This window comes from Streptomyces sp. CBMA29, assembly GCF_014596445.1.
Taxonomy (GTDB): domain Bacteria; phylum Actinomycetota; class Actinomycetes; order Streptomycetales; family Streptomycetaceae; genus Actinacidiphila.
This window is the reverse complement of record NZ_MECL01000179.1, coordinates 43,156-66,997: the sequence shown is the minus strand read 5'-3', so window position 1 is coordinate 66,997 and position 23,842 is coordinate 43,156. Positions and strand designations below refer to the sequence as shown.

The window sequence follows — 23,842 nt, the reverse complement described above, 5'->3', positions numbered from 1 at the left end:
AAGTGAAGGGGTGCCTGTGGACGCGCTGGAGTCGGTACTCGGCGAAGTCCTTTCCGCTGCCGGGACGTCAGGGACTGCTGGGACCCCGGGTGCTTCCGGGACGTCCGGTGCGGCCCTGGTCGACGCGGTGACCGGTCTCACATATGCCGAGAGCGGGGACTGCGCGGTGGCCGGAAACGGACCTGAGGTCTGCCGTCTGCTGAGCCTCATCGAGGACGGGCTGCACGAGGCGGGAGCGGAAGGCGAGTTGGAGAGCGTGGTGGTGACCGGGCGGCGGACGTACCACGTCGTGCAGGTCGTGGCCCGGCAGGGCGACCCGGTGCTGATCTCCACGGTGCTCGACCGCGCCGACACCAATCTGGCGCTGGCCGCACGGCACATCGCCACGGCCGCCGAGAGCCTGTTCGCATGACGGCCGACAGCGGGACCGCGCCCGACGACGTGTCCAAGTCCGACGACGTGTCCAAGTCCACGGACGTGTCCACGTCCACGTCCGAGGTGGAGTCCGGGCCCGACACCGACCCCGAGCTGCGCGTGCCCCGGAACGTCCCCGCCCTCCTCGCCCAGCTCCGGCAGGAGCGCTTCACCGGAGCCGTCACCGTCGAAGGCGGCCCCGGCGGCGCTCTCTTCCTCCGCGAAGGACTGGTCGGCGCCGTGGAAACGCCCGCCGCCCCCTCCGCGCGCTCGCTGCTGCTGAAGTCCGGGCGGCTCGACGAACGGGAGTGGGAGGCCGCGCTGGCGGCCCTTCCCGAAGACGGCGAAGTGGGCGCGGTGTTGACCGCACGCGGATCGTTGACGGCGGCGGAGCTGTTCGTCGTCTGCACCGCCGCGCTCTTCGACGGCGCCTTCGCGATGGCCCTGCAACCGGTGACCGGCTGGCGCACCGATCCCGGACGCGGCCCCGACCGTGGCCCCGAACGCGGACCCGAACTCGCCGCCTGGCCCGGCCAGGAGCCCGCGCGCCTGACCGAGGAGACGGCGCTGCGGCTGCGGACGCTGCGCGAAATGGTGCCGTCCGTCGCGGAGTTCGCGCGCGGCGCGGTACGCGCCGAGGCCAGATCCGACGCGGACCGTATCGGCGAGCGTGGCCGTACGCTGCTGCTCGCCGCCAACGGCCGCCGCACACCGCGCGATCTCGCGTTCGCGCTGGGGCGCGGGGTGTACCCGGTGATGCTCGACCTGGCCCGGATCGCGACCCGTAGGGCCGCCGCGCGCGACGACGACCCGCTCGCGCCGCGCCCGCTGCTGACCGCGCGGGCCGCCGACCGGCAGTCACCGCCGCCGCCGGGCGCCGAGGACAAGCCGCTTCCGCGCCGCCAGCCCGGCGGCCAACTGCCCTCCACACGACCGCCGTCGGACCGCCAGCCGCCCGGTCGCCCCCATCACTCGTCACCGAACCATCCGTCACAGAACAACCTGTTGCCGTGAGCGGGACAGCGACCGGCCTGCCCGAGGAGAGTGCACCATGACCAGTGCCGCCCCTTACGAAGCGCTCGTCGCTTCGCTCAAGTCCCTGCGTGAACGCGTGATGGGCGTCAACGAGACGGTGATCTCCACGTCGGACGGGCTGCTCGTGGCCGCCGACACCGCGACCGTGCAGCCCGAGTCGCTGGCGGCGCTCGCCGCCGCGAGCCTCGGCGTCGGCCGCCGCACGGCCGCGGAAGTCGGCCTCGGCGGGCTGCGCGACGTCGTCGTCCGCTGCAACGGCGGCTACATCGTCGTCCTGTCCGTCGGCGAACACGCCCTGTTGGTGATCCTCGCCGACGAGGGCCTCGACCTGCCGGGCCTCCACCGCGAGTCCCCGGCGACGGTCGACCACCTCGTCTCCCTCCTCAGCGCCGCCTGACGCCTCCGGCCCGGACGCGAGCCGGGCACGGGCGCCATCCCGTCCCGACACCGCCCAACTCGGCCTCGGCCTCGGCCTCGGCCCCGACATCGCCTCGGCCCCGGCATCGCCCCGGCCCCGCCATCGCCCCGCATCGGAAGCGGGGCGGAAGCGCCCGGCGGGTACCCGCGGAAGCGCCCGCCGCGGTCGACTGAGGTGTGCGCGGCCGGCCGGGCCGACGCCTCGGGCGGGACGGGGACGGGCAGATGGGCGGGTACAGCCGGTCGTACGGTACGGGCTCGGGGACGCGTACGGGCGTGGCTACGGTCACGGTCACGGTCGCGGCGACGACCACGCACCCGCCGCCGTCACTCGGTCAGGTCCGCCCGCGCCAAGGGGCCCACGACCCCCTCCCCGTGCCGTTCCTCGAACCGCCGCTCCACCGGCGACAGATCCGTCCTGCCCAGATCCTCGGGCCTGATGACGATCCGCAACTCCGGTGTCAGCGCCGCGTATCGACGGCACGCGCCGATGAACGAGTCGACGATCAGGGCCGCGAGCTGCCCGCGGTCGAGGTCGGTGACACGCGCGAGTCCGGAGCCGATGAGCGGGACGGCCAGCGGTTTGAACAGGCCGTGCACGGCCACCGACGCCCAGAGGCTGTCCAGGCTGACCCGCAGGTCGTCGCGGCCGGAGTGCGCGACGAGGTCGTTGCCGATCCGCGAATACGCCGTCGCGAACACCCGCCGCCCGTCCACCGGTACGGCGACGGTCGTGCCCACCGGATACCGCACGCGCCGGCCGCGCGGCTTGGCGCGGCTGCTCTCCGTACCGACCGCGGGCACCGCGCGCAGCCCGGCCCGCAGCTTCTCGTCCAGCAGGCGGCGCTGGCCGACGAAGAGCCGGTCCACGAGCTGGCCCTGGACGCTGCCGCGGCTGATGACCACGTCCTCGTCGGTCGCGGTGTCGAAGGTGTCGGTGAAGCCGACCACGAGATTGGCGTCCGTCTGGTCGAACAGGTCGCCCTGCACGAGGACGACATCCACCTGCCGGCCGGGCAACGGCACCGCGTGGCGCAGCAGTTCGGCGCCGTGCCGCGCGCGCAGGGCGGCCCGCAGGGCTTCCAGCGTGCGGGCCGCGTCCGGGTCGCCGGGATGCTCGCGGGCGATCGACTCGGCCACCGGCAGGGCGAGATCGGGGCGGCCGAGTTCGGTGCGGGAGCGGACCAGGCCGCGCCGGGCGGAGTCCTGGAGCGCGGTGAGCCGCCGGACGAAGTCGACCGCGAACGCCTCCCCGTTGACCTCGGCCAGCGGCCGTCCGCGCACCATGGCCAGCGCCTCGGCCAGCCGGTGGGCCGCGGTCGCGGGCGGTGCCAGCAGCGCCTCGCCGACGACCGCCGTGAACCGCGCGCTGTCCAACTCCTCGGCGCGCGGCACCAGTCGGTACGCGGTCTCCGCGCCGCCCACGGTGACCTGCTGCTCGGTCCGCAGCAGCCGGGCGGCCGTCCCGTCCTGACCCGGATCGAGGGCGCGCCGCAGCTCCAGGACCCGCTTTTGCACCTCGTTGCGGTTGCGCTGCGCCTGATGCCGCGGCTCGTCGGCCAGCCCCCAGACATCGCGGCGCAGTTGCCGTACGGGAACGGCCTCGCCCTCGGCGGCCACCAGCCGGACCAGCAGCCGGGTCGTGAGCGGTGTCAGCCGTACCGGAAGACCGTCGACTTCGAGCAGTACGGGCCCCAGCACATTTATCCGAACATGCGTCATTGCTTTCCCCACCCGTTTCCGCCTCCCTCGACGCAAACCCCCGGAGGCGAATGCCAGATTATCAAGACGCCTTGGAAAAACCATGAGTTCCGCTGATCCCACAGGCCCGGTTCCGGCCCGCCCGCGCACCGGGGTGCGGCGCAGGATGCGCGTGCGCGCGCGGTTACGCATGCGGTTACGCGCGCGGTTACGGACCCGGCTCCGCGCTCGCTTACGGTTGCGCGTGGCGCGGCGCGCCCGGCAGATCTTCGTGCGCAATGCCATTGCGGCATTCGGTGGAATATCCGCCGTCCTCCAGTTCGTGGGGCAGCTCTTTCCCCAGAGCTTTCCCGATCCGGCCCCGGTGACCGCGGCGTCGGTGGCGGCCTGCGTGCTGTGGGGCATCGGCAGGGCCCGGCCGGTCACGCGCGTGCGGCAGGAGTTCCGGCGCCCCGACATGACGGTGGTGGTCGAGGAGGGCGACCTGTTCGAGCAGGCCGCGCATCTCGTGATCGGCTTCACCGACACCTTCGACACCGCTTCCGAGGGCGGCCTGGTCATCAACGAGGCCAGCGTCCAGGGGCAGTTGCTCGCCCGCCGCTACGACGGCGACCTCCCGCGCCTGGACGCCGAGTTGGCCGCGGCGCTCGGCGCGGTGACGCCCGTCGCCCGCGAGGACCCGGCGCGCAAGCCGCTGGGCAAGCTGGACCGCTACCCGATCGGTACGGTGGCGGTCCTCGGCGCCCGTCCGCGGCTGACGTTCGCGGCGGCGTACAGCCGTATCGGCAACGACTACGTGGCCGCGTCCAGCGTGGAGGACCTCTGGTTCAGCCTCAACCGGCTCTGGGACACGGTGAGTCGGTACGCGCGCCCGGAGGCGGTGGCGATGCCGCTGGTCGGTTCGGGTCTTTCCCGTCTCGACTACCTCGACCAGGACAGCCTGTTGCGGCTGATCCTGATGTCGTTCATCGCCAGGTCCCGCGAGGGCGCGGTCTGCCGTGAGCTGCGGGTGGTGGTCAGGGCCGCGGACCTGGAGCGGGTCAACATGCCGGAAGTGGCCGCGTTCCTGCAGACGTTGGCGTCGGGCGTCGAGCGCGCATAAGCCGGGTGCCGGGTGCCGGGTGTCGCGTGCGTGCCGTACGAGAGGGGGCGGCCGGTCTCCGGCCGCCCCCTGCTTCGTCCTGCGAGGCGGTGCGCTGCGTGTCCGGCGGGCCGCGGGTCAGGCGAGCCGCCGATAGGCCGACAGATTCTCGAAGTACGACGTGTCGCGCCAGTCGGAGCGGCTGTCGTCCACCGGGCACTCGGCCACCTTCAGCCGGGCGACGATCTTCTCCAGCGACGACTGGGAGCCGTCGAAGCGGATGACGTTGAGGCCCTCGATGTCGGTGGCGTGCCGCAGCCGGCCGACCTCGACGATGACCGTGCGCGCGCGGTACGCCATCAGCACCATGCCCAGCTCGATCAGCACGTTCTGCCGGGGCTGCCCGGTGTACTGCACCTCGTCCACCCGCTCGTAGTCACCGAGGAGTTCGGGGTGCAGCTTGGCGGTGTCGTCCGGGGTGAGCAGGACGAGCGCGGCCCGCGCCAGCGACGGCGCGTTCGCGATCACCTCACCGATGTAGGGCGAGGTCTTGCCGGTCGCCCGCACCAACTCCTCCCACTCCAGCGGGCGCAGGTCGAGCCGCCGCAGCAGCCCGAACATCGCGAGCCGCGCCTGCTCGTCCCGGCCGTGCACGACGAAGACGTTACGGCTGCGGAGGCCGTCGTCCGGCGTCCGCTCCGACGAGTCCCGCCGCGCGGTCCCGGCCGTGGTCGTCTCCTGCGCGGCGGCCAGAACAGGACGGTATTCGTACCCGAAGTGCTCATTTCCGGAACCGGAAACGGTCATGCGCTTGTCCTGGTGATCCATTTCGTCGCCCATACCGCTCAATCCCCCTGGCCGTTCGCGGTTCCGCCGTTGTCCGGCGCGTACTCGTAGCCGAAATTCCTGTTGTTGTCCCCGGAGACGTGCATGCTCTTGTCCTCGTAGTTGAGGATGTTGTTCTGCGCCCTGTCGTGGTCGGTGAGATCCACATGGTGGTCGTTCAGGAACGTGCGGATGATTTCCAGCAGACGGCGCTCGACGATCTGTGTGTACTTCACGGCGTCGGACTTCTGGAAGAAGGCGTGGTAGTAGTCGTTCGTCGCCAACTCGCGCACGCTGGTCAGCGCACCGCAGTTGACCGACTTGGTCACGTAGCGCCCCAGGCGGAATTCGCTGCTGTCGACCGAGGTGACGCCCCCGCTGATCCGGATGGAGCTGGGGCCGCGGCGGCCGGGGCGGACCAGCGAGCGCAGCGGCGACGGCAGGAAGCGCTCGGGCAGCAGCCGCAGCGGTGACAGCAGCAGGCTGAACCCCCAGCGCGGGGTCGCCTTGACCATGTCCCAGGCCACCCGCACCGCCAGCCGCCCGTCGAAGGCTTCCGGCAGCCGGTCGACCAGGTGGAAGTCCTCCACGAGCGGCCCGAGGACGTACGGGTAGAACTCGGTGTGGAGCGTGTTCCCCTTGAGGTCGAAGCCGACGAAGATCGAGGTCACCAACTCCTCGTTCCACGAGCCGATCCGCACGCAGAGGTACTCGCGCGCCGAGTCGTAGTCCTCGCGCCAGTGCAGGTCCGGCAGGTCGCCGACACCCGGCAGCCGGGACCAACCCTCGCCGCTGGTGCGGTCGTTGGTCCGGATCGCCGTGGTGAAGCGGCGCCGCTCGACGGCCAGGCCCTCGATGCGCTCGCCCGGCTTCGCGCCGTCGCGCAGTTCGGCGGCCATCCGCTCGCCGACGTATGCGGTGATCTTGTCGACGGTGAACGGCAGGAGCGGCTCCCGCTCGTCGGTGTCGAGACCCGGCGCCGTCCCCTCGACGTCCCGCTTCCCTTCGTGGTCCTTGGGCTTGAGCCGTAACTTCTTCGCGCCGATGAGGAGTTGGGCGTTCGCCCAGTCGCGCAGCGGTTCGCCCGCGCCGACGAACGGCCGGAAGCCGCCGTAGAAGACCAGGCTGTCACTGGCGGACTGCTCCCGGTCGATCTTGCGGATCATGGTCTCGGTCAGGCGCGCGTTCGCCGGGTACGCCCCGTCGAAACCGCCGTCGGTGCCGGTCTCCTTCAGCCGCGTCATCAGGATGTTCAGGGTCACGATCCGGCGCAGGTACGCCAGCGCCCACAGCGCCCAGAACACCAGCAGGACGGCGAGGACGGGACCGAGCGCGCCGCTCGCGGTCAGGATTAGCGCGGCGACGACCGACCCGGCGCCCAACCACCGTTGCAGGCGACGCAGTCGGCGGGCGGCGAGGGCGTGCGCGAGGACGGACACGTTGTCGTAGCCGTAGGACGGCGCGACCACGCGGAAGCGGTTGCGCAGCAACTCCCTGATGACGGTGGTGCGGTAGACGGGGTCGAGGTACGTGCCCGCCGACAGCAGACGGGTCGCCTTCGTACGGGCGTACGCGCGGGACACCGGCGGTGCCTGCGGGGGCTCGGCGGGGTGCGGGAGCAGGGTCTGGGTGACGGTCATGGCGGCTCAGCGCTCCGCTCTCAAGGGGGCGTTGGCGGCGGCCCTGTGTGCGGGCGCGCCGTGGACGGAGCCGACGCCGGTCCGCGCACCGGAGGTGAGGCCGCTCGTCGGGTTCAGCGCCGAGCCGGCGACGAGGGCGATCAGCGCGATCAGCAACAGGGGCGCCGCGGCGACGACGAGCCCCCACCCGCGCGCGGGCCCGGCGCTCGGTATCAGGCCCACGTGGCGGTACGGCGTCGGACCGGGCGCGTGCACCTGCGCGGAACCCGGGACGGGCGCGGGCGCGGGTGCGGACGGAGGCGCCGATGGCGGCGTCGGCAGGTCGGCGGGTCTGGGATACGGGTACGGATTCGGGTCGGGGGACGGCAGTCCGGGGTCGCTCATGGACCACTCCAACGGTCGGTGCGGTGTGCGCCCGATTCCGCTCGGCACGCTGGCGTACGCGCCTGCGCGGAAGGGCTGTTGACACCTCAGATGCGACCAGTGCCGCCGCTTCCCCGGCCAGAACCGGACCGCTTCCGATCCGCTTCCGCCGCCCGTTCCGCCCGCCCCGCCCGTTCCGCCCGCCCCGGGCTCCCCGGGGTGAGTGGCAGCGTGTCCGGATGTGGCCGGAGTCCCGGCGGGGGAGTGCGTAGAACTGGATCGGGACGACGTATCCGGTCGTCCGGACCAGTGCTCACCTCCGTGTGAAGGACAGACGCATGACGACCGCCCAGTGGACCCTCGCAGAGGTCCTTCGCTCACTGCACGAAGCGCACGAAGCGCACGAAGCGCATGAACCGGCCCAGCCCGCTGGGGCGTTGGGGACGCCCGCCGTCTCCGGGGGCCGCGCCCTCGTCCTGCCGAACGCGTGGGACGCCGCGAGCGCCGCGCTCATCGCGCGGGCCGGTGCCCCCGCCGTCGCCACCACCAGCGGCGGTGTCGCGTGGTCGGCCGGTCGCCCCGACGGCCACGGGCTCACGCGCGAGGAGATGGCCGCGTCGGTCGGCCGTATCGTGCGCGCGGTCGACGTACCGGTGACCGCCGACATCGAGGGCGGTTACGGCCCCGGGGCCGACGACGTGGCGGCCACCGTCCGCGCGGTGGTCGCGGCCGGAGCCGTCGGCGTCAACCTGGAGGACTCCCTCGCGCCGGGCGGCCCGCTGCACGACACCGCCGCCCAGTCCGTACGGCTGCGCGCCGCCCGCTCCGCCGCCGAGGACGCGGGCGTCCCCAACCTGTGGATCAACGCGCGCACCGACGTCTTCCTCTTCGGCATCGGCGACCCGCACGACCGGGCCGCACACGTCCTGTCCCGCGCGCACGCGTACGCCGAAGCCGGCGCCGACAGCATCTTCGTCCCCGGTCTCGTCGACCTGCCCGCCGTGGCCGCCCTCGTCCGCGACAGCCCGCTGCCCGTCAACGTCATGGCCGGTCCTGGCTCGCCGTCGGTGGCCGAATTCTCCGCCGTCGGCGTCCGTCGGATCAGCGTCGGCACCGCCCTGGCCCAGGCCGCCTACGGCGCCGCCGAGCGCGCCGCCGCCGAACTGCTCGGCGGGGGAACGTACTTCGGGATGGCGCACGGCGTGGACTTCGGCGCGCTCAACGCCGTCGTCAACAGGGCTGCCGGGGGCGGGCGTTCGTAGACGGCCTGGGTCCGGCCGGCCACACCGTCGGCGCCCGTCCCTGAAAGGGTCCTGACCAGCGGAGAAACCGAACCCGCGGACCGCCGTCAATGCGGACAGAAGCTGACCGCATCGGCTTCTACTGTGGTGATGACCGAGGAACCAGGCGGCACTGCGAAGGGTGTGGATCATGAGCGAGACGATGAAGGCGGAGGCGGCGGGGAGCACGGCGTCGGGCGCCGCGGAGGCGGCGGCCGGGGCCGTGACCGGTGAGCGGGCGGACCTGCTGGCGGTGCTCGCCCAGCACCGGCACTTCCTGCGCGTCACCACGCGGGACCTCACCGACGAGCAGGCGCGGCAGCGGACGACCGTCAGCGAGCTGTGTCTGGGCGGCCTGATCAAGCACGTGTCGGCGGGGGAGCGGGGCTGGACGGACTTCATCGTGGCGGGTCCGTCGGCGTTGGGGGACGCGACGGCCATGACCGAGGCCGACTGGGAGCGGCGGGCCGACGAATTCCGGCTGCTGCCCGGCGAGACGCTGGCCGGGGTACTGGAGGCGTACGAGCAGCAGGCCCGCGCGACCGACGAACTGATCGCGGCACTGCCCGACTTGGACGTCTCCCACCCGCTCCCGCAGGCGCCCTGGTTCGAGCCGGGCGCGCGCTGGTCGGCGCGGCGGGTGCTGCTGCACATCATCGCCGAGACCGCGCAGCACGCCGGTCACGCGGACATCATCCGCGAGTCGTTGGACGGCGCCAAGACCATGGGCTGAGCGGCGTACGCGGTACGGGACAGCGGGAGTACGGGTCAGCGGGAGTACGGGGGCCGCGCGCGGTACGGGGGTTCGGGCCATGGGGGTCTCCCCCGGTGCCGCCCCGGCTTCGCGCTCGGCGCAACCGCACCGCCCCCCAACCCGTTGTCCGACGTGCGGAGCTGCGACAGCATGCCGTAGATGCGACCCCTCCTGCGTACCGAAGCCGTCGTCCGCGCCGCCCTGCTCGACGTACGGTCGTACGCCGTCGCCCTCGACGTGACGCGCGGCGACCGTCTCTTCCGCAGCACGACCACGATCCGGTTCGGCTGCGCGGAGCCGGGCGCGGCGACCTTCGTGGAGATCCAGCCGGAGACGCTGCTGCGCGCCGAGTTGAACGGCAGACCGCTCGACCTGGCGGAACACGCCGACAACCGGCTGGAGTTGGCGGACCTGGCGGCGGACAACGAGCTGCTGGTCGAGGCCGACATGGCGTACTCGCGTACGGCGGAAGGGCTGCACCGCTTCACCGACCCGGCGGACGGCGCCGTCTATGTGTACTCCGCGTGCGCGCCCGACCTGGCCTCGAAGCTCTTCGCCTGCTTCGATCAGCCGGACCTGAAGGCGCCGTTCACCTTCACGGTGACCGCGCCGGACGGCTGGACGGTGGTCGGCAACGGCCGGTCGTCCCGACTCGACGACGGGCGCTGGGAGATCGCACCGGTCGGCCCGATCTCCTGCTACCTGGTCGCCGTGGCCGCCGGGCCGCTGTACGCGGTGCGCGCCGAACACGACGGCATCCCGCTCGGGTTGTACGCGCGGCGCTCGCTGGCCGCCGAACTCGACCGTGAGGCACCGGACTTGTTCGCGGTGACACGAGCGAGCTTCGACCGGCTGCACGGGCTGTTCGAGGAGCGCTACCCCTTCGGCGGCTACGACCAGGTGTTCATGCCCGAGCTCAACTGGGCCGCGATGGAGAATCCGGCCTGTGTCCTCTTCCAGGACGAGATGCTGTTCCGGTCCGCGCCGACCGACACGCAACGCGCGCTGCGCGCGGTCGTGGTGTGCCACGAGATGTCCCACATGTGGTTCGGCAACCTCGTCACCCTGGCCTGGTGGGAGGACGTCTGGCTCAACGAGTCCTTCGCCGAGGTGCTCGGCTACCGCATCGCCGCCGAATCCACCCGCTACGACAGCGCCTGGACGCTCTTCTCCCGCCGGAAGAGCTGGGGTTACGACGCCGACGAGCGCCCCACCACCCACCCCGTCGCCGCCACCGGAGCCGCGTCCGCGGCCGAGGCACTGTCCGCCTTCGACGGCATCTCGTACGCCAAGGGTGCCTCCGCACTGCACCAGCTCGTGCACTGGATGGGCGACGAGGCGTTCTTCGCCGGGCTCAACAGATACTTCGCCGCGCACCGTTGGGGCAACGCGAACCTCCAGGACTTCCTCGCCGCGCTCGCCCTCCCGGCCGGCCCGGCGGGCGCACAGGGACCTGACCTGTCCGGCTGGGCCGACGACTGGCTGCGGACGACCGGCGTGGACACGCTGCGCATCGAGGTCGAGGTCGAGATCGAGGCCGGGGCCGGGACCGGGACCGGGGCTGGGGCCGAGGTCGAGGTCGAGGCCGGGGCCGATACGGTACCCGGCGCGGCACCCGGAGTCCTGACCTCCGCCGTGCTCGTCAACGACGGCACCCGCCCGCACCGCGTACGCGTCGGCGTGTACGACCGGGACGGCGCGGCGGTCGTCCCGCGCCGACGGCTGGACGTGGAGGTCGCGCCGGGCGGCCGTACGCCGCTGCCCGAACTGTCCGGCGCCCCGCGCCCCGCCCTGTTGCTGCCCAACGACGGCGACTTCACCTGGGCGCGGCTGCGCCTGGACGCGCACTCCGCGGCCACCGTCGCCGCCTCGCTGTCGGCCGTCACGGACGAACTGGCCCGCGCCGTCCTGTGGGAACACCTCCGCGACCTGACGCGCGGCGCCGAGGCGTCGGCCGCCGACTACCTGGACCTGGTCGCCGCGCACCTGCCGGGCGAGACCTCGGACTGCGTCGTCGAGGCGGTGCTGGCCTTCGCCGCCGACCACGTCATCGGCCGCTACCTCGCCCCCGCCGACCGGCCCGCCGCGCTCGCCCGGCTCGGCGACACCGCCCGTACGGTCCTGGCCCGCCCGGCCGCGACCACGGGCGAGGGCCTGCGGCTGGCCGCCCTGCGCACGGCCGTCGCCACGGCGTCCGGTGCCACGCAACTCGCGCGGCTTCAGGGCTGGTTGGCGGGCGACGGCGTACCGGACGGCCTCGCTTTCGACGCCGACCTGCGCTGGTCGGCACTGGCCCGGCTGGCGGCGGCCGGGGCGGCCGACGAGGAGCGGATCGCGGCCGAACTGGCGGCCGACCCCGGCAACGTCAGCGAGGTGGGCGCGGCCCGAGCCCGCGCCGCGCTCCCGGACGACGCCGCCAAGGAGCGCGCCTGGCACCTGCTCTTCGCGCCGGGTGAGCTGACCAATCATCAGCTCGTGGCGACCGCCGAGGGCTTCTGGCGCTCGGGCGCGCCGCGAATTCAACAGGCTTACGTGCGACGGTACTTCGAGCAACTTCCCGCGGCCGGTGAGCGCGGCGGCGCGGTGGTCCAGGCGTTGAGCCGGGCGCTGTTCCCGGTCGGTGCGGCCGACGCCGACACGGTACGCGCGGCCGAGGAATGCCTCGCGCGTACCGACCTGGTCCCGCCCATGCGCCGTCACCTCGCCGACGGCCTGGACGACCTCCGCCGCGCCCTCGCACACCGGGTCTGAGGGCCGTTTTGCCGCACTTTTTCTAACGATGCAAAGATCCGGGAAGGAGGCGGCGGCGAGCTCCGGCAGGGACGGCGCCCGGCCGGAGAGCCGCCGTGCGGCCCTCGTATGCCCGCGCGTCTGCGCCGTCCGCACCGCCCGTGCCTCCCCTGTGCCTCATGTGGCGGCCAGTGCTTTGTGTGATCGGGCCGCTCGATTTTTCACAAACTTTGCGCGGAGGGTGGACGGCGCTGAAGCCTGCTGGTTTCATGCTCCCGGTCCAGGTTTCTAACGTTGGAAAGTCGGCAGGGCCCCCAAGGCACTGTCGTGGAGCCGCACGTCCTCACCCGCTTCCTGGACGCCGAGTTCTCTTACGGAGAGGTGTATCCGCAGTGAGATCAGGCATATCCCGCACATCGAACAGCCGCCGGCCGGCGGGCAGTACCGGGTCGTCCCGGCTGTCCCGGACGGCCCGGCTGACCGCACTGGTGCCGCTGATACTGGGCGCGGCGCTGCTGACCCCGGCCGCGGCGGGCGCGGCACCGGCCGCCGCACCGGCCTCCTCCACCGCCGGGGCGTCCGCCGCTCCGGCCGACACCGCCCAAGGTCTGCGCGGCGACTACTACTTGAGTACCGACGCCACCTCGCTCGACTTCGCGCAGTACAGCAGCACCGCGGTCGAGCCGTCCCTGAACGTGCCCGACCTGATCCCCACGCTGCGCGGTTACGCGGGCTCGACCGAGAACGTCGCCGTGCACTGGACGGGCCAGCTCGACGTCCCGGCCGACGGCACGTACACCTTCTACATCAAGGGTGACAACGGCTTCCGGATGTCGCTCGACGGGTCGAGCGTGATCGACCACTGGACGACCGACTGGGACGTGCAGACGACGTCCGAGCCGGTCACCCTGACCGCCGGCGCCCACCAGTTGGCGTTCGACTACAACCAGGGCAACGGCGGCGCGTACATCAAGACGGAGTGGTCGGGTCCCGGCATCGCCCGCCAGGCGATCCCGGACGCGGCGCTGCATCTGCCGGTCGGCTACACGCCGTCCGACGTGAACGCCGTGGTCGCCGCCTCGGGGAAGACCGCCACGGTGCAGTTGGCTGGCCCCGTCACCGCGCTGCCGTCCGACATCACCAAGCACCTCGCGGTGATCGCGGGCGCGGGCCGGTGGACACCGGGCGTCTCCGTCAACCCGGCGAACAGCTCCCAACTCCTGCTCACGGCAGGGGAGTCGGACACCCCGGTGTCCCTGCACTCCGATGTGCGGATCAGCTACGACGGCCTCGGCGGCCTGACGACGTCCGCCGGTCCCGTACCGCTCTTCTCGGGTCTGGCGACCAACAACTCCACCTGGTACTTCGCCAGCAAGTACGCCAAGGACGTCGACCCGTCCCACGTGCTCCCTGACTACCCCCGGCCGCAGTTGACGCGTGACAAGTGGCAGAACCTCAACGGCACCTGGCAGTTCCAGGGCACCACGCAGAGCGCGCCGCTGCCCACGTCGAAGCTGAGCGGCAAGATCCTGGTGCCGTACCCGATGGAGGCGCCGCTGTCCGGCGTCGCCGAGCACCACGACTGGTCGCTGTACCAGCGCACCTTCTCCGTACCCGCCAACTGGCGGATCGGCTCGGGCCAGCGCCTGCACCTGAACTTCGGCGCGGTCGACTACGAGACGTGGGTGTACGTCAACGGCCGGCAGGTCGCCCACCACGTGGGCGGATACGAGGCGTTCACCGCCGACGTCACCGACGCGCTCACCCGCAGCGGGCCGCAGACCGTCCTGCTGAAGGTGAAGGACACCACCGACGACGGCACGCCCGTCGGCAAGCAGTCGCGCAGCCCCAGCGGCATCTGGTACACGCCGACTTCGGGCATCTGGCAGACCGTGTGGCTGGAGCCGGTGGCCGACGCGAGCGTCGACTCCCTGGTCCTGACGCCGAATGTGAAGGACGGCACGCTGTCCGTCACGGTGCGTCCGGCGGCCGGTACGTCGACCCGCTCGCTGGTGGCAGCCGTCGCGTACGCGGGCCACAAGCCCGTCGGCGCGGCCGTCGGCACCGCGGGCACGACGCTGAAGCTGCGCATTCCGCACCCGGAGCTGTGGAGCCCCGACCACCCGTATCTGTACAACCTCCAGGTCACGCTCACCAACGGCCGCTCGATCGACACCGTCGGCTCCTACTTCGGCATGCGGTCGATCTCCGTCGGCAAGGTCGGCGGCGTGAACAAGATCGAGCTCAACGGGAAGCCGACGTTCGTCCTGGCCACCCTCGACCAGGGGTTCTGGCCCGACGGCATCTACACCGCGCCGACCGACGCCGCCCTGAAGTCCGATCTCGAACTGCACAAGCAGCTCGGCTTCAACGCGGTGCGCAAGCACATCAAGGTCGAACCCGCCCGCTGGTACTACTGGGCGGACAAGCTCGGCCTGATGGTCTGGCAGGACATGCCGAGCCGCAACACCGGCCCGGACTCCACCCCGGCCAGCGACGCGGCCTTCACCAGCCAGGTCCACGAGATCGTCGACCAGCACATCAGCAGCCCGTCCATCGTCATCTGGACGATGACGAACGAGGGTTGGGGCGAGAAGACCAAGGAAGCCACCGGCGCCCTCGCCGACTCGGTCAAGCAACAGGACCCGAGCCGCCTGGTCGACCCCGCCTCCGGCGTCAACTGCTGTGCGTCCAAGGGCGATTCAGGCCGAGGTGACCTGATCGATTACCACCTCTACCACGGACCCGCCTCCCCGGCCCCCGACGCCACCCGCGCCGCCGTCGACGGCGAGCACGGCGGCTACTCCCTCACCATCCCCGGCCACATCCTCGGCGTCTCCGGCGGCCAGAACTACGGTGACGTCCCCACCATCGAGGAGCTCACCAAGGCGTACGTCGCCAACACCGCTCTTCTCATCCCCGACGCCTCCACCGACCTCTCCGGCTCGGTGTACACCCAGATCAGCGACGTCGAGGGCGAGTTGAACGGCCTCATCACCTACGACCGCGACGTCCTCAAGGTCCAACCGGGCCCGGTCCGCGACATCAACCGCAGGCTCATCGCCGCCGGAGCCGCGGCAGGCACCACCGGCTGACCCCGCTCTCTCCCCTGAAGCCCTCGCGGGCGGCCCGCACCCCGGGTCGCCCGCGAGGGCTATTTCCGCCCCGCGAGGGCTCTTTCAGGCGTGGCGGCCCCACTGGCCGCGGTGGACGACCTCCTGGGGGTCGCGGCGGCGGTCGCGGGTGCGGGGGCTCTGCGGGGGGAGGTCGTCGGCGCGGTAGCCGATGGTGATGCCGCCGAGCGGCGCGTACGCGTCGGGGATGCCGAACTCGGCCCGGAACGGCTGGAGATGCTCGGGCATGATGCCGAAGAAGCAGGCGCCCAGGCCCTCGTCCACGGCGCTCAGCAGCATGAGCAGCGAGGCCATGCCCGTGTCGATGTACCAGTACGGCGCCGGCCAGCGCGCCTCGGCGCGGTCCTCCCAGCCCTTGTCCGGCTCCGCGTAGCGTTCGAGGTACGTCGCCTTGTGGGCCAGCGGCACCACGACGAGGGGCGCGTCCTGCATGGTCGGCGTGTTCTCGACCCGCGTGGGCACGAACGGCCAGAACCGCGCGCGGTCGGCCGCGTCGGTCAGCGCGAGGAACGCCCACCCCTGCGAGAAACCGGCCGAAGGGGCCCGCAGCGCGGACGCCAGAATCCGCTCGGTCACCTCGGGGGCCAGCGGCTTGTCGGAGTAGTGCCGGATCATGCGACGACGGCGGACGACCTCGGAGAATTCCATGCCCCCAGATGCTGCCACGCCGCCCCGCCCGCCGACACGTACCGGCACGCACCACTGATACGGACCGTCACGCGACGGGTGTGGAGAGGGGTGTCTTCCCGGCCGGCCACCCCCCGGTGCCGGAAAGTCACGGCCGGGGCTTGGGGCGGGATGGCGGGATGGCGGGGAAAGGGTGGGAAACGGGTACTTGTGGTGGGGGTCGGGGGCGTGATGCTCTGGAGGACTGCGGGGCAACTGGTTCTGAGGAGGTGGGTGAGTCTCATGATCACGCGAATAGTCGCTGTGGCGGCGCTGATTCCGGCCATGGTGGGCACCGCGTCCGGGGTCGCTTCGGCGCAGGCCGAGCCGAAGGCGGCGACGGCGGTCGTCACCTTGACGTATGACGCCAGCCAGGCGGGGCAGTGGGCGGCGGCGATCACGCAGGGGGTGCAGAACTGGAACAGCGCGGTGCACAACGTGCGTATGCAACCGGCCAGTTCGGCGAGCTCGGCGAACTTCGTGTACAAGGCGACCAGCGGGTGGCCGCAGACGACGTTGGGTCCGATCGTGCCCGGAGGCAGCAGGGGCCAGGTGCAGTTGGGGCAGGAGGCGGTCAACGAGGGGTACGACGTGACCCGGATCACCGCGCACGAGACGGGGCACATCCTCGGGCTGCTCGACCACTACAGCGGCCCGTGCTCGGAGTTGATGTCGGGGCACGGCCCCGGCACCGCGTGCCTCAACGCCAAGCCGAACGCGGCGGAGGCGGCCCAGGTCGACCGCAACTACGCGGGCCGCGCGGCGGCCGTCCGCCCCGAGCGGCAGCAGATCGTGATCGACATCTGGTCCCCGTCGGCGTCCACCGCTCAGCACTGACCGACGCTCAGCACTGACCGACGCTCAGCGCTGCCTACGCTCGGCGTTGACCTGCCACCGGACGCGCGGTACGGGCACGGGCTCCGTACCGCGCGCCGGAAGGTTGTAGGAGATCAGGGACCGAATCGGGCACGGTACGGCCACCGCCGGGACAAGGCGCGGTGACGGAGCGGCGGTCCCGCCAATACGATGGCCCGCTGTCACAGCCATGCCCTATCGTGCTCATGGTCGGCGCCGCGAGCAGGCCGGGTCCGCATCGGAACCCGCGCTCGGCGGCGCGCCCGCATCTTGCCGGAGGACGTCCGGCCTCGCACGTGTTCCTGGGGGGAACCACTTTGCTCACCCGTCATGTGGCGGGCGGGACGGCTCTGTCCGTCCTGCTCGCGACCGCGTCCCTGCTCGGGGTCGCGGCCGAACCGGCCGCCGCCGACAGCGCGGCCACCCTGCCGATCACCTCGTACTCCGACATGGTGGTCGACGGCGCGCACCGGCGCGTCTTCATCAGCGGCGCCGGCAACAAGGTCGTCGTCGCCGACTACAACGGCAAGACGATCGCCCAGATCACCTCGGAGCCGGGCGCCGCCGGGCTCGTCCTGTCCGCGGACTCCTCGACGGTGTACGTCGCGCTCCCGACAGCCGACGCGATCTCGGCGATCGACACGGCCACACTGCGCGAGACGGCCCGCTACCCGCTCGGTGTCGCCCCGCGCCACCTGGCGATGACCAAGCACACGATCTGGTTCGGCTACACGGCGAACGGAACGGGCAACCTCGGCTCCCTGGACCTCGATCCGCCGACCACCCCGCCGACCGACCCGCCGCCGACCGACCCGCCCACCCCTACTCCGACGGACACCGAGCCGACGCCTGAGCCGACGCCGACGGACGCGGATACGCCGACGGACCCGCCTGTCACGGACCCGCCTGTCACGGACCCGCCTCCCACGGATTCGCCCACCACGGCCGCGCCCACCGCCGACACCGCCAGGACCGCGTCCTTCGCCGCCGCCACCACCCACACCAGCACTACCACCACCAACGGCGCCGCCGTCACCCTGGAAGAGGGCGCGCACAGTTGGAACGGCGCGCCCCTGCTCGCCTCCGCGTCCGGCAAGTCCGGTACCCCGGACGTGGTGGCGGCCGGCAGTGGCGGCGAGCTCGCGGTGTTCGACGTCTCGGCGGACGGAGCCGTGCTGCGGGCTTCCGGCAGCATGGACACCAGTGTGGAGCAGATCGCCCTGACGCCCGACGGCAAACAGGTCCTCACCTCCTGGGACACCGGCGGCTACGGGTACGGCCTCGGCGCGTACTCCACCACGGACCTCTCGCACGTCGGCCGGTATCCGATCGACGCCTATCCGAACGCCGTGGCGGTCGCTCCCAACGGCACCGTCGCGGGCGGCAGCTTCTCCTGGTACGAGCCCGACGTCCACATCTACAAGCCGGGCGCCACGACGCCGACACGGGAGTACGACTTCCCCAACACGGGCAACAGCAGCGGCGCCGACACCCTGGTCGACGGCGCGCTGGCCTGGGCACCCGACCTCAGCCGGATCTTCGCGGTGTCCGAGAACTCCTACGGCACTTACAGCCTGCGCGCCCTGACCGATCCCACCAAGGAGATGCCCACCCTGACCGTGTCGGCTCCCGCCACGGCCACCAGGGCCAAGGCGCTCACCGTCAGCGGCAAGTTGACGTCCAAGTCGGCGGTCCCGGTGGGCACGGTGCTCACGGTGACCCGGACGGACCTCGAAAGCCCCACGGGCAAGGCGCTGGCCTCCGTCAGAACGACCTCCGGCGGTGGCTTCTCCTTCAAGGACACCCCGCCGGCCGGCGGCAGCGTCAAATACACGGTGCGGTACGCCGGTGACACCGCGCACATCGCGGCGACCGCCTCCCGCACTGTCGCCGTCTCCCGTGCCACCCCGGCGCTGACGCTGAACAACAACAGGAAGCTGTACGACTACGGGAAGACGGTCGTCTTCACGGCGCACCTGGGCTCGACGTACAAGAACCGGACCGTCGAGATCTGGGCCGACCCCTACGGCGGCGACAAGCCGAACAAGCTGCTGAAGTCCGCCAGGGTCAACTCCGGCGGCAACCTGTCGGTGTCGGTGAGCATGACCCGCAACACCACGGTCACCGCCGTCTACAAGGGTGACTCCCGGACCGCGCCGAGGACGCTGAAGTCCACCGGACTCGCGCGGGTGAAGGTGTCGTCGACGCTGTCGCGGTACTACCGGACCGGCAAGATCGGGTCCACGTCGTACTACTACTTCCACAAGAGGACCGACGTCATCGACACGACGACGATGACGTACTACAAGGGCCGTAAGCAGCGCCTTGAAGTGCAGGTGTACTACCGGGGCAAGTGGTACAACTCCGCCAGCGAGTACTTCAAGCTCGGCACCAACGGCAAGTCGGCCGTCAACCTGGGCCACCCCGGCCAGTCCGGCATCCGCGCCCGAGTGCGCTCGGCCTACGTCAGCGGCTCCTCCGGCGACACGTTGAACACCACGACCTACGGGGCGTGGAAGTACATCTGTTTCACCAACTGACGCCGTAGCCAACCGCTTTGCACGAAGGCCCCGCACACCGTCTCCGGCGTGCGGGGCCTGATGCGTGCCGGGCCTGATGCGTGTGGGCGACCGCGTCAGCGCTTGAAGGCGTAATCCATCAGCTTCTTCGCGTCCGCCGCGCGTTGGTTCACCGAGCTGGACGACAGGACGGTCCCGATCACGGTGCGGTTGCCACGCGTGGCGGCGAAGACGAGGCAGTAGCCGGCCTGCGGGCCCGAGCCCGTCTTGAGGCCGATCGCGCCGCTGTAACTGCCCAGCAGCGTATTGGTGTTGGTCCAGGTGTAGTAGCGGTAGCCGTTGCTCTTGGTGGTGGCCTTGGTCTTGATGGAGCGGGTCTTCACCACCGAGCGGAAGTCGGCGCTCTTCATGGCGGTGCTCGCGAGCTTCGTCAGGTCGCGCGGCGTCGAGTAGTTGTTGCCGTTGCCGATTCCGTCGAAGGAGTCGAAGTGGGTGTTCTTCAGGCCCAGCGCCTTGGCGGTGGAGTTCATCTGGCCGACGAACTGCTTGACCCGGGCGGCCCGCGTGGAGCCCACGCCGTACTTGTCGGCCAGCGCGTACGCCGCGTCGCAGCCGGACGGCAGCATCATCCCGTACAGGAGCTGCCGCACGGTGACCTTGTCGCCGACGATCAGGCGGGCCGAGGAGGCGTTCTTGCTGACGATGTAGTCGCTGTACGCCTTCTGGACGGTGACCTTGGTGTTCAGATTGAGCTTCTTCTGCCGCAGCACCACCTCGAAGGTCATGATCTTCGTGGTGGAGCCGGTGGACCGCTTGGTGTCGGCGGCCTTGGTGTAGTAGGTCGTGCCCGTCGAGTTGTTCATCACGTAGCCGCCCTTGGCCACGATCGGGGGCGGCGCGGGCGTCGCCGCCTGGGCCGTGGAGCCGAGCGCTCCGACGGTCAGTACGGCGCCCGCGGTGACGGCCACCACGGACGTACGACGAATGGCCTTGCTGCCGGTTATCACGTTGAATGCTCCAAATGCCCCTGCGGCGCGGTCACATGAGAGTGTGCGGCTCGAACGTGAGACGCGCCACCCCGCCGGATGGATGTGGTCCCCGCCCGGTTCTCACCGAGTCGTTACCTGCCGGAGATCCAACGAGCCGCAGCCGGGCCGATGGCCCGGATCGTTGACGCAGCCGTCCGGCTGCGCTGAGCGCGACGTTTGTGTTCCTACGAGGGCGTGGCTGAGGGAGGTTCCGGGAACAGCGGGTTGCCGTCCGTCCGGGAACCCTGGTCCCGTGGGGGACGGTGTGCTTCCCAGTCCTTGCGGGCGGCGATCAGGGCCGGACGCACCTCGTGCATGAGGAGTTCGGCCTGGGCGAGGAGACACGCGGCGACCTCGGCGACTCCGTCCGGATCGAGGCCCGCGATCCAGTGCTCGGGGCACACCTGGATGTTGACGACCGGGAGACGAAACCGTGGATCCGAAGCGTACGGAGCACAGTCGATACTGCCCCCGAGAAGCACCTCCTCCTCCGCGGTGTTTCCCGGCCATGTCTCCACAAGGCTCACCGGCTGGCCCTCGAAGAAGGTGCGATGCTCGATGTGCGTCAGCCGGATAGGCAGCTGGTCGAGCGGCACCCCGGACTCGCTCGGATCGTCCTCCGCCCAGTCGGGCAGGTAGCCGGAGACCTCCGGGCCGTTCGGCGTGGTGATCGTCCATCGTCCCGGCACGCTGAACGGCCTGGGCTGCTCACCACTCATGCGCTCACCACTCATGCGCTCACCGCAGCCGATAAGCCCGCGTCAGCGGTGAGCAGTCGCTGGAGCGCCGGTTCCGTCAGTGCCACCGTCGTATCACCTTGCCCCGGCGGGCTCAGTACCGCGTACACCAACTTCCCGTAGCCCTGCGGCAGGTAGGCGTAGCCCCACCTCGCGCTGAGCGCGTCGACGAGGGCCAGGCCCCGTCCGCCGTCCGACTCCAGTGACGACTTCTGCTGGACGGGTGGCCGACGCACCTCGTCGTAGACAGCGACGATGAGTCCGCTGTTCGCTGTCCACAGGCCGACCGCGAACCGGGACTCGGTGCCGCGCTGTCCCGTGCAAGCCTCTGCGGGGACACCGGCGGCGTGCTGCACCGCGTTGGTCGCCAACTCGGAGACGACCAGCACCGCGTCCTCCACGAGAGCATCGGGCGCTGACCAACCGCGCAGAACATCCTCCGTATGCGCACGGACCCAGCGGACGGACGTCGGCTGGGAGTCGAGCTCCAACCTGCTCCGGTAGCCCCTGCCGAATGCCATTGGTCACGCCTCTCGCCTGTCCGTGCCGGATGCCACGGGACCGTTTGTCCCTGACGGCGGCTCAACCGCCCATGGACAGTCAACGCAGAGGCCCAGCAGCAGGAAAGGAAAGTCCGGGGGTGCCCGGATCGGCGCTAACCGGAAAGTTCGAGGCGCGCGGAGCGCGCTCGCCTTCACCGAACGCTGAGGCGCGGCTACGGTGAGTGTGTGACGGGCAATGTGCAACTCCGACTGCGGATGGCCGAAGTCGGCTTCACCCAGGCGGGTTTGGCCGAGGCCCTGAACGAGTGGCTGTGTGCCGGAGGACACGAGGGCACGGCCACCGACCGGGTGGTCAGGTATTGGCTGACCGGGAAAACCCGCTGGCCCTATCGCCGCATGAGGCTCGCGTTGCAGGCAGTATTCGGGTGTTCCATGGAGGAACTCGGCTTTGCCCAGTCGACACCCGCCAGCCCGTCACGCACCGCGGAGCAGCCCGTGAATCGTCGATCGTTCCTCGCTTCCACCACGGCCGGCGCCGCCGCACCGTTACTGACCTCGCGTTCGACTGTCGGTACGACCGACGCCCAGCGGGTCCGCGACAAGCTGGACGTGTTGAACGCGCTGGACGACCAGACGGGCGGTACCACCAACTTGGAGGACAGCGCCTTAGACGCGGCCAAGCAGGCCCTCGCCCTGCAGAACGGCGCGGCGACGCAGCGGGTGCGCAACCGCTTGTTCGGACTGGCCGCGGATCTGACGGCCACCGCGGCATGGGTCGCCCTCGACTCCCGGCAACTCGGACGAGCACGGGCGCACTTGGACCAGGCCCTCAGCCTCGCCGGTATGGCGCAGGACTCCGTCACGCAATTCCGTGTCTGGAACACGCTCTCGATGCTCGGCTACAACAACCGCCACTACTCCGAGGCGCTGGCCGCCGCACAGGCAGCCCAACGGGTCGGCATCACGCGACGAGACCCCCTCTTCGCCTCCCTCGCCCATGCGCGTACGGCCATCGCTCACGCCGTCGTCGGGCAGAAACAACCGACGCTGCGCGACCTGGGCTACGCGCAGGAGTCCCTCGGCAAGGCCGAGAGCGAAGCCCGTCCGAGCTGGGTCGCCTTCTACGGGGCGGCGGAACTGCACTCGCTCACCGCCATCGCGGAGGATCTGCTCGGCCGACACGAGGAATCCGAGGCCGCTTCCTACAAGTCGTTGGCGACCCTTCCCCAGAGGTTCCGTAGGAACCGGGCACTGGTCACCGCACGCCTCGCGCTGGCGCAGGTGCACCAGGGAGACATCGAACAGGGCTGCGCCAGCGCCGAGGAGGTGTTCGCCCTCATGGATGGTGGCCCCCTGCCCGGCCGTCTACGATCCGTGATCGGCGACTTCTACCGTGATCTGCTCACCGCCGCGCCGGACGCGAGGAGTGCGTACGAGTGGGGCGACCGATACCGCACCGAATGGAGCTGACTGTGCCCGACGTCATCGAGTTGCGCCCTTTCACGAGCGATGACCTCCCGGCGGTCCGGCAGCTCCTGATCGACGTGCACGCCGACGCCTTCGCCGACCAGATGCATGACGAATTCCACCAGCGCTTCCCCTGGTTCGTCGACCACTGGGGTGCGATGGGCGGCTTCACCTGCGTCGTGGCCTACGACGGTGACGAACCCGTCGGCTTCGCATACGGCGCACCCGCCGGTCCCGGCCGGGAGTGGTGGCGTGAGTACATCGTCCCCGCCCCGGAAGACCCATCCACCTTTTCCGTCTCGGAGTTGATGGTGCGGCCCCAGTGGCGGAAGCGGGGGATATCCGAGCGCCTGCTCCACTCCCTGTTGCGGGACCGCACCGAAGCCCTCGCCGTATTGCTGGTCGACACCACCCATCGCCGTGTCGAGGCGCTGTACGAAGCCTGGGGATACCGCCGCGTCGGCACGCAGCGCCCCTTCGCGGACTCGCCGCTCTACGCCGTCATGGTGGCCGAGTTGCCGTTGAGTGACGGCTGACACCGGTGGCCGCTGGGCCACTTGTGCCATGAACTCGACGCGTGGGCATCGCCGAGTCGTCACCTGCCACAAGCGGCGAGCGGCGCCCCGCCGCGAACCGCACCCCCCGCCCCCCGCCCCGTCCCGTGCGCCCGGAGCGCACCTTCTGTGCGGATTC

General features: G+C 71.1%; 20 protein-coding genes. 12 read left to right on the top strand and 8 right to left on the bottom strand.

Translation table 11 applies throughout. The annotated features are described in order from the left end of the window. Positions 1-127: 127 nt before the first annotated feature. The 3 genes from BGM09_RS23885 to BGM09_RS23875 are packed head-to-tail and all read left to right on the top strand — an operon-like array spanning position 128 to position 1,846. Positions 128-412: a hypothetical protein gene (locus tag BGM09_RS23885; protein ID WP_317452868.1), complete on the top strand. Its 285-nt coding sequence runs from the start codon at positions 128-130 to the stop codon at positions 410-412. Further along, entirely contained in the window at positions 409-1,428 is a 1,020-nt protein-coding gene (locus BGM09_RS23880) for a hypothetical protein (RefSeq protein WP_188283730.1), read from the top strand. The genes BGM09_RS23885 and BGM09_RS23880 overlap by 4 nt, the downstream gene beginning before the upstream one ends. A gap of 37 nt (positions 1,429-1,465) precedes the next feature. Further along, positions 1,466-1,846, top strand: a complete 381-nt coding sequence (locus BGM09_RS23875) for a roadblock/LC7 domain-containing protein (RefSeq protein ID WP_188283729.1) — start codon at positions 1,466-1,468, stop codon at positions 1,844-1,846. Positions 1,847-2,193: 347 nt separating this feature from the next. Here BGM09_RS23875 and BGM09_RS23870 read toward each other — a convergent pair whose 3' ends face one another. Next, complete coding sequence (locus BGM09_RS23870; protein WP_188283728.1) at positions 2,194-3,588, bottom strand: macro domain-containing protein; 1,395 nt, start codon at positions 3,586-3,588, stop codon at positions 2,194-2,196. A gap of 250 nt (positions 3,589-3,838) precedes the next feature. Between BGM09_RS23870 and BGM09_RS23865 the strand changes: the two genes are divergently transcribed. Continuing rightward, the gene (locus tag BGM09_RS23865) at positions 3,839-4,669 is read left to right on the top strand and encodes a macro domain-containing protein (RefSeq protein ID WP_317452867.1); all 831 of its coding nucleotides are present in this window, start codon (positions 3,839-3,841) and stop codon (positions 4,667-4,669) included. Between the two features lie 117 nt (positions 4,670-4,786). Here BGM09_RS23865 and BGM09_RS23860 read toward each other — a convergent pair whose 3' ends face one another. Genes BGM09_RS23860 through BGM09_RS23850 form a run of 3 tightly spaced genes read right to left on the bottom strand, consistent with a single transcriptional unit; the run spans position 4,787 to position 7,497 of the window. Next, complete coding sequence (locus BGM09_RS23860; RefSeq protein WP_223187498.1) at positions 4,787-5,455, bottom strand: TIR domain-containing protein; 669 nt, start codon at positions 5,453-5,455, stop codon at positions 4,787-4,789. Between the two features lie 38 nt (positions 5,456-5,493). After that, positions 5,494-7,113, bottom strand: coding sequence for a hypothetical protein (locus BGM09_RS23855; protein WP_188283727.1), 1,620 nt, complete (start codon positions 7,111-7,113; stop codon positions 5,494-5,496). A 6-nt stretch (positions 7,114-7,119) separates the two neighbouring features. Next, the gene (locus BGM09_RS23850; RefSeq protein WP_188283726.1) at positions 7,120-7,497 is read right to left on the bottom strand and encodes a hypothetical protein; all 378 of its coding nucleotides are present in this window, start codon (positions 7,495-7,497) and stop codon (positions 7,120-7,122) included. A 317-nt stretch (positions 7,498-7,814) separates the two neighbouring features. On the opposite strand from BGM09_RS23850, the gene BGM09_RS23845 reads away from it, so the two are divergent. From BGM09_RS23845 to BGM09_RS23830, 4 genes are all read left to right on the top strand, one after another. Beyond that, positions 7,815-8,738: an isocitrate lyase/phosphoenolpyruvate mutase family protein gene (locus BGM09_RS23845; protein WP_188283725.1), complete on the top strand. Its 924-nt coding sequence runs from the start codon at positions 7,815-7,817 to the stop codon at positions 8,736-8,738. Positions 8,739-8,919: 181 nt separating this feature from the next. After that, entirely contained in the window at positions 8,920-9,489 is a 570-nt protein-coding gene (locus BGM09_RS23840) for a DinB family protein (protein ID WP_188283753.1), read from the top strand. Positions 9,490-9,669: 180 nt separating this feature from the next. Further along, a complete protein-coding gene (gene pepN / locus BGM09_RS23835; RefSeq protein WP_188283724.1) occupies positions 9,670-12,261 on the top strand; it encodes an aminopeptidase N in 2,592 nt (863 codons plus the stop codon). A 371-nt stretch (positions 12,262-12,632) separates the two neighbouring features. Continuing rightward, positions 12,633-15,335, top strand: coding sequence for a PA14 domain-containing protein (locus BGM09_RS23830; RefSeq protein ID WP_317452866.1), 2,703 nt, complete (start codon positions 12,633-12,635; stop codon positions 15,333-15,335). 84 nt (positions 15,336-15,419) lie between these two features. Here BGM09_RS23830 and BGM09_RS23825 read toward each other — a convergent pair whose 3' ends face one another. Next, complete coding sequence (locus BGM09_RS23825) at positions 15,420-16,022, bottom strand: nitroreductase family protein (RefSeq protein WP_188283723.1); 603 nt, start codon at positions 16,020-16,022, stop codon at positions 15,420-15,422. A 261-nt stretch (positions 16,023-16,283) separates the two neighbouring features. Between BGM09_RS23825 and BGM09_RS23820 the strand changes: the two genes are divergently transcribed. Together BGM09_RS23820 and BGM09_RS23815 are read left to right on the top strand one after the other, a co-directional pair. Next, positions 16,284-16,877 carry a snapalysin family zinc-dependent metalloprotease gene (locus BGM09_RS23820; RefSeq protein ID WP_188283722.1) on the top strand — a complete coding sequence of 198 codons (594 nt, stop codon included), beginning with the start codon at positions 16,284-16,286 and terminating at the stop codon, positions 16,875-16,877. Positions 16,878-17,212: 335 nt separating this feature from the next. Then, entirely contained in the window at positions 17,213-19,435 is a 2,223-nt protein-coding gene (locus tag BGM09_RS23815; RefSeq protein WP_188283721.1) for a YncE family protein, read from the top strand. A 95-nt stretch (positions 19,436-19,530) separates the two neighbouring features. On the opposite strand, the gene BGM09_RS23810 is transcribed toward BGM09_RS23815, so the two are convergent. From BGM09_RS23810 to BGM09_RS23800, 3 genes are all read right to left on the bottom strand, one after another. Beyond that, the gene (locus BGM09_RS23810) at positions 19,531-20,421 is read right to left on the bottom strand and encodes a D-alanyl-D-alanine carboxypeptidase family protein (RefSeq protein WP_317452865.1); all 891 of its coding nucleotides are present in this window, start codon (positions 20,419-20,421) and stop codon (positions 19,531-19,533) included. Between the two features lie 206 nt (positions 20,422-20,627). After that, a complete protein-coding gene (locus tag BGM09_RS23805) occupies positions 20,628-21,161 on the bottom strand; it encodes a DUF6907 domain-containing protein (protein ID WP_188283720.1) in 534 nt (177 codons plus the stop codon). Positions 21,162-21,172: 11 nt separating this feature from the next. Continuing rightward, positions 21,173-21,700, bottom strand: a complete 528-nt coding sequence (locus BGM09_RS23800; RefSeq protein WP_188283719.1) for an ATP-binding protein — start codon at positions 21,698-21,700, stop codon at positions 21,173-21,175. A gap of 207 nt (positions 21,701-21,907) precedes the next feature. Here BGM09_RS23800 and BGM09_RS23795 point away from each other — a divergent pair, with 207 nt between their 5' ends. Continuing rightward, positions 21,908-23,152, top strand: a complete 1,245-nt coding sequence (locus BGM09_RS23795) for an XRE family transcriptional regulator (protein ID WP_317452864.1) — start codon at positions 21,908-21,910, stop codon at positions 23,150-23,152. Then, entirely contained in the window at positions 23,143-23,685 is a 543-nt protein-coding gene (locus BGM09_RS23790) for a GNAT family N-acetyltransferase (protein WP_188283718.1), read from the top strand. Before BGM09_RS23795 ends, BGM09_RS23790 begins: the two co-directional genes overlap by 10 nt. Positions 23,686-23,842: the final 157 nt, after the last annotated feature.